Annotated in this window: 2 protein-coding genes; both read right to left on the bottom strand. The window is 66.1% G+C overall.

The window, feature by feature from the left end:
• Positions 1-219: 219 nt before the first annotated feature.
• Positions 220-3,162, bottom strand: a complete 2,943-nt coding sequence (locus AC3WTD_RS18425) for a DEAD/DEAH box helicase family protein (protein WP_492614650.1) — start codon at positions 3,160-3,162, stop codon at positions 220-222.
• A complete protein-coding gene (locus AC3WTD_RS18430; RefSeq protein ID WP_492614651.1) occupies positions 3,159-4,190 on the bottom strand; it encodes a DNA methyltransferase in 1,032 nt (343 codons plus the stop codon). The genes AC3WTD_RS18425 and AC3WTD_RS18430 overlap by 4 nt, the downstream gene beginning before the upstream one ends.
• Between the last annotated feature and the right edge of the window lie 83 nt (positions 4,191-4,273).

Genomic DNA, 4,273 nt, shown 5'->3' on the forward strand with positions numbered 1-4,273 from the left:
CAGACACCGCCTCGTTGCCTCTGCGCACGCATCACCTGGATGCTCGCTTGCATAACGCGGGACGAGACGGTATCTACGGGACGCGTCGCACTGGGTGGTGGGGATGAACTTGGTCGCAGGGCGGGCACGGCCCGCCGGTTTCTGTTTGAATCCGGACGCCGCGCGGCGGGCCGTGCCCGCCCTACGAAGCCGTCCCATCGCAAACGAGGCCGCCTGCCGTCAGTCTCCCAGCGCCAGGCCGCCCTGCGACTGCGCCGTGGGTGCCGCGCGAGCCCGTGAGAACGCCAGTAACTCGCCCAGTCGGGCGCCTTTCTCGCGCCAGTCGTGGAACAGCGATTCGCCGACCAGTGCGTAATACCAGCTGCGCCCGCCGCGTTGCTCCGGCTCCAGCGCATTGATTCGCTCGCACCAGGTGGTCGCGGCCTTCAGCTTGCGCTGCACGTTCGGGTGGCTGACCTGCTGCTGCGCCTTGGTCTCGACCAGGTAGATCGCGTCGGTCGTGCGCACCAGGAAGTCGGGGATGTACAGCGCCGACATGCCGTCGCCCTTGAGGTAACGCAGGCGCACGAAGTCGTGCCGGTTCTCGCTGATCTTGCAGAACGCCTCCACGCTGGCATCGGCCTGCGCCCATTCGATGAACGCCCGTTCCAGTCCGCCGCTGCGGGTGGGGTAGGGCAGCCGCGTGTAGATGCACTTGGACACTTCCAGCGAGGCGCTCTCGCGCACCATCAGCTTCGTCACTTCGGACAGGTGACGATGACGTACTTCCGTCGCTCCAGTGGTGGTGTGTTCTTCGGAGCGATGAAGAGCAAGGCCGAAGATCCTCACGATGTGCTCGATCACCGGCTGCAGCAGCAACAGCCGCCAGCCCTCGTCCTCGAAAGGCTCGAAGGATTCGCTGAACAGCCGCTCGCGGATGTAGTCGTCCAGCGCGGTGGCCAGCGCCGCGGTATTCATCTGCAGATACGGGCGATCCAGGTGGGGGGAAACCTTGTTGCCCTTCGGCAGCGGGTGGTTCAGCGCCTGGCTGACCCGCCGGGTCAGCCGCGACAGCAGCTCGTTGTAGCCGCTGACGTTCATCGCTGCGCCATCGACGCGGTAGTCGCCAAACAAGGTGCTGCTCTGCAGGTCCTGCGAGGTGAAGGTGTCGCCCTTGCCGAGCAGTTCGGCCAGCTTCGCGCGGCTCATCAAGGTGAACGGCTGCAGCGCGGCGGCGTCGATCGGCAGGTGCTCGACGCTCTCGTCCGCCTCGCGCAGGATGAACGGGATCGCGAAGTCGTACGTTTCGTAGCCTTCGCGGAGTTCGGCGGCGATCAGGTCACCGGTGCTGCTGCCTTCATCGTCACCGGTGGTGCCGACCAGGCCTGCGGCCATCAGCTCGTCGTAGAAACTCTGGAACGCCGGATGTTCGACGATCGAGAGAATGTCGATCAGCGACCCCGGCTCCTCGCCGTGGTTGATCCGCTCGCGGTTCTCGCGCTTGATGTCGGCATATTCCGGGTCGCGCCACATCAGCCGCAGGCCGCGGCCGATGGTCTGCTCCAGCAGGATCTGCGCCTGGCTGGAACGCAGCGGCACGATCACGCAGATGTTGTTGACGTCGAAACCCTCGCGCAACATCAGCACGCTGACGATCACCCGCGGCTGCGCGTGCCGGTCCACGCTGAACAGGCGCTGGCGCAGGGGCGCCCAGTCCTTCTCGCCCAGTTCGGCCTTCCGGCCCGAATCGACGGTGAGCACGTCCTCGTCGTGCAGTCCTTCGTCGAGCAGGAACCGCGCCACCAGCGGCGTCACTGAGGTGTCCTCGCACACCACCAGCATCTTCGGGTGGCGGTCGGGGTCGAGCCGGGCGAAATCCGCCTCCAGCTTGCGCAGCTTCTGCAGGCCGGCGCGCAGCATCACGCGCTGGCCCTCGGACAACTGCACGTTGCCGTCGACATCGCGCTCGGCCTTGAACTCCAGCGGCAGGGCACCGAGTTCCTTGCGCTTGTCCAGCACCAGCGACTTCACCAGGCCCAGCCGCATGGCGTCCTTCAGGTCGAAATCGACCACGATGTGCGGGAAGTACTTCTTGCTCTTCTTCTTGCCGCTGCCCACGTCGTTGTACGGCGTGGCTGAGAAATCCATCTGCACGAAGCGGCGGCCCTTGCCCGCGGCGATGATCGACAGGCTCTTCTGCCACTCGACCTCGGTAGTCTCGCCTTCCTTCTTCAGTTCGTGGATGTGATGCGCTTCGTCGTTGAACACCATCAGCTCGGACAGGTCGGCGAGGTAGCTGAGCACGTTGCCGCGCGCCCAGCGCCGGTCCAGCACGTCGAGACTGTTGCCGGTGGCACGGCCGGGCACCAGCGGCAATACGTCGTAAGCGACGCGCGAAGCATCGGCGACCATGCCGGGTGAGTCGATCCGTCCGCCCTCGTCCTGTTCGATCTCCTCTTCGGCCTCGCTGAGCAGGTGCCAGTTGGTGATCGCGATCATGCCGTTGCCGGTGGCCTTCAGCCCGATCTCGGTCTTGGTGCAGACGTTACCCCGCACGAACTGCGCGATGCGCTCGCGCCGTGCCGGCGGGGCGAACAGCTCGGCGTAGCTGGCGATGTCGGAGCTGGCGAAGTCGCGGTTCTTGTCCTCGCTCTCCTTGCCGAGGAACGCATCCAGCAACCGCTCGTACACGATCAGTCCCGGCGCCACGATCAGGAAGCGGCGGGTGAAACGCGGATCGTCGCGGCCCTCGTCCAGCGCCGCGGTCTTGTTCAGCAGCTGCCACACCAGCAGCGCCTGCAGCACCCAGGTCTTGCCGGTGCCGGTGGCCATCTTCAGGCAGTACTTCGGGTGGCCGTGCTTGCCCTGCGCCACGTCGGTCAGCCGCGTGCCTTCCAGCAGCGCATCGGCGCACACCTGCTCGTACAGGTTCTTCAGGTTCGGGCTGGCCAGCACCTCGTGCGCCACGATCACGTTGAGGATCGCCTGGCGCTGACCCGGATGGAAATTGAACGTGCGCGACTGGCACGCGTCCTCGCCGAACCACCAGCGCAGCAGTTCGGCGGTTACCGGGGTCACCAGCTCGTAGATGTCGGCGATGCCCTGCTCCAGGCCGATACACAGCTGCTCGGCGCGGCGGGTAAGGGCGGCGGCGAGCGCCATCGGGTTGTCGGCGACGCTCATGCCTTCGGCTCCGCCACCACCTGCACCACTTCAGCCTCGAAGCCGAACACGTCGACCACGCGCACGCATACCCGGCGTTCGCCGGCCTTGCGCGGCACGCTGAACTCGGCGTTGGTCACTACGCGCAGCGGGTCGTCGTCATTGGCGGTATTGCCGCGGTAGTCCTGCCAGACCGAACGGAACACCGCGCCGTCGTAATCCGGGTCCACCGCCCAGTATTCGATCAGCGCCAGCGGTTCGGCGTTCGCCACCTTGAGCAGCTTCTTGCGGTTGTCGTCGTCGAGGTTGATCGCCTCGGGCGAGAGCAGCACATAGTTGTCCAGCGTGACCCGCAGCTGTTCTTGTCTCCCCTCTCCCTCCGGGAGAGGGGTTGGGGGTGAGGGTACGCGCCGCACCGGCTTGATCGTGAGGTATTGCAGGCTGGAGAAGCGCACCTGCCCACGCAGTTTCTCGATGCCGCCCTTCTTGCGCAGGCGGTCGAGCAGGTCGGGCGGGATCACCAGCACTTCCAGTCGCGCATCGTTCAGCGCAGTGATGCTCCGGCCGATCGACGGATCGAAGTTCCAGCCCAGCACCACCACCCGGTCCCAGCCGCCGAGCAGGTGGTCGCGCTGGGCGATCGCCTTGCGCAGGGTGGCGTCGCCGGTGAGCTTGTTCGGCGAATCGACCAGCACCAGCGTCTTCTTGCCCGCGAACACCACCGCGCCGAGGTTGCGCAGCGGGTTGTCCTCTGGCGATAGCGGCAGCGCGCCGTACAGCGACAGCACGATGCCGGACAGGTCGCCGACGCGGAAGCTGCGCCCCATCGCGCTCTTCGCCGCCTCGACCTGGTAGTCGCCGATCGCCTGGTACAGGAACGGCTTGGCGCCCTGATCGATCAGCCGCTTGCGCATGATCATGCAGGCCGGCTTGCCGAGGTCGGTGGTGATCCAGCGGCGGCCGAGCTTCTCGGCCACGGCGGCGGTGGTGCCGGAGCCGCCGTTGAAGTCGGCGATGAGGCCGCCTTCTGGGCAAGAGCTGCGGATAATTCGTTCGGCTCATCGCGGAATCGTGTGAGCACCCACGGCGCCAAAGACTTGCGTAAAGCCCTTCTGGCAAGCCATTTTCAGCC

The sequence above is a fragment of the Rhodanobacter sp. FW106-PBR-R2A-1-15 genome, assembly GCF_058789735.1.

What these genes read in the sequence shown, in the direction of transcription:
- AC3WTD_RS18425 (WP_492614650.1), bottom strand. Translation starts at nt 3,162, where the DNA reads ATGAGCGTCGCCGACAACCCGATGGCGCTCGCCGCCGCCCTTACCCGC.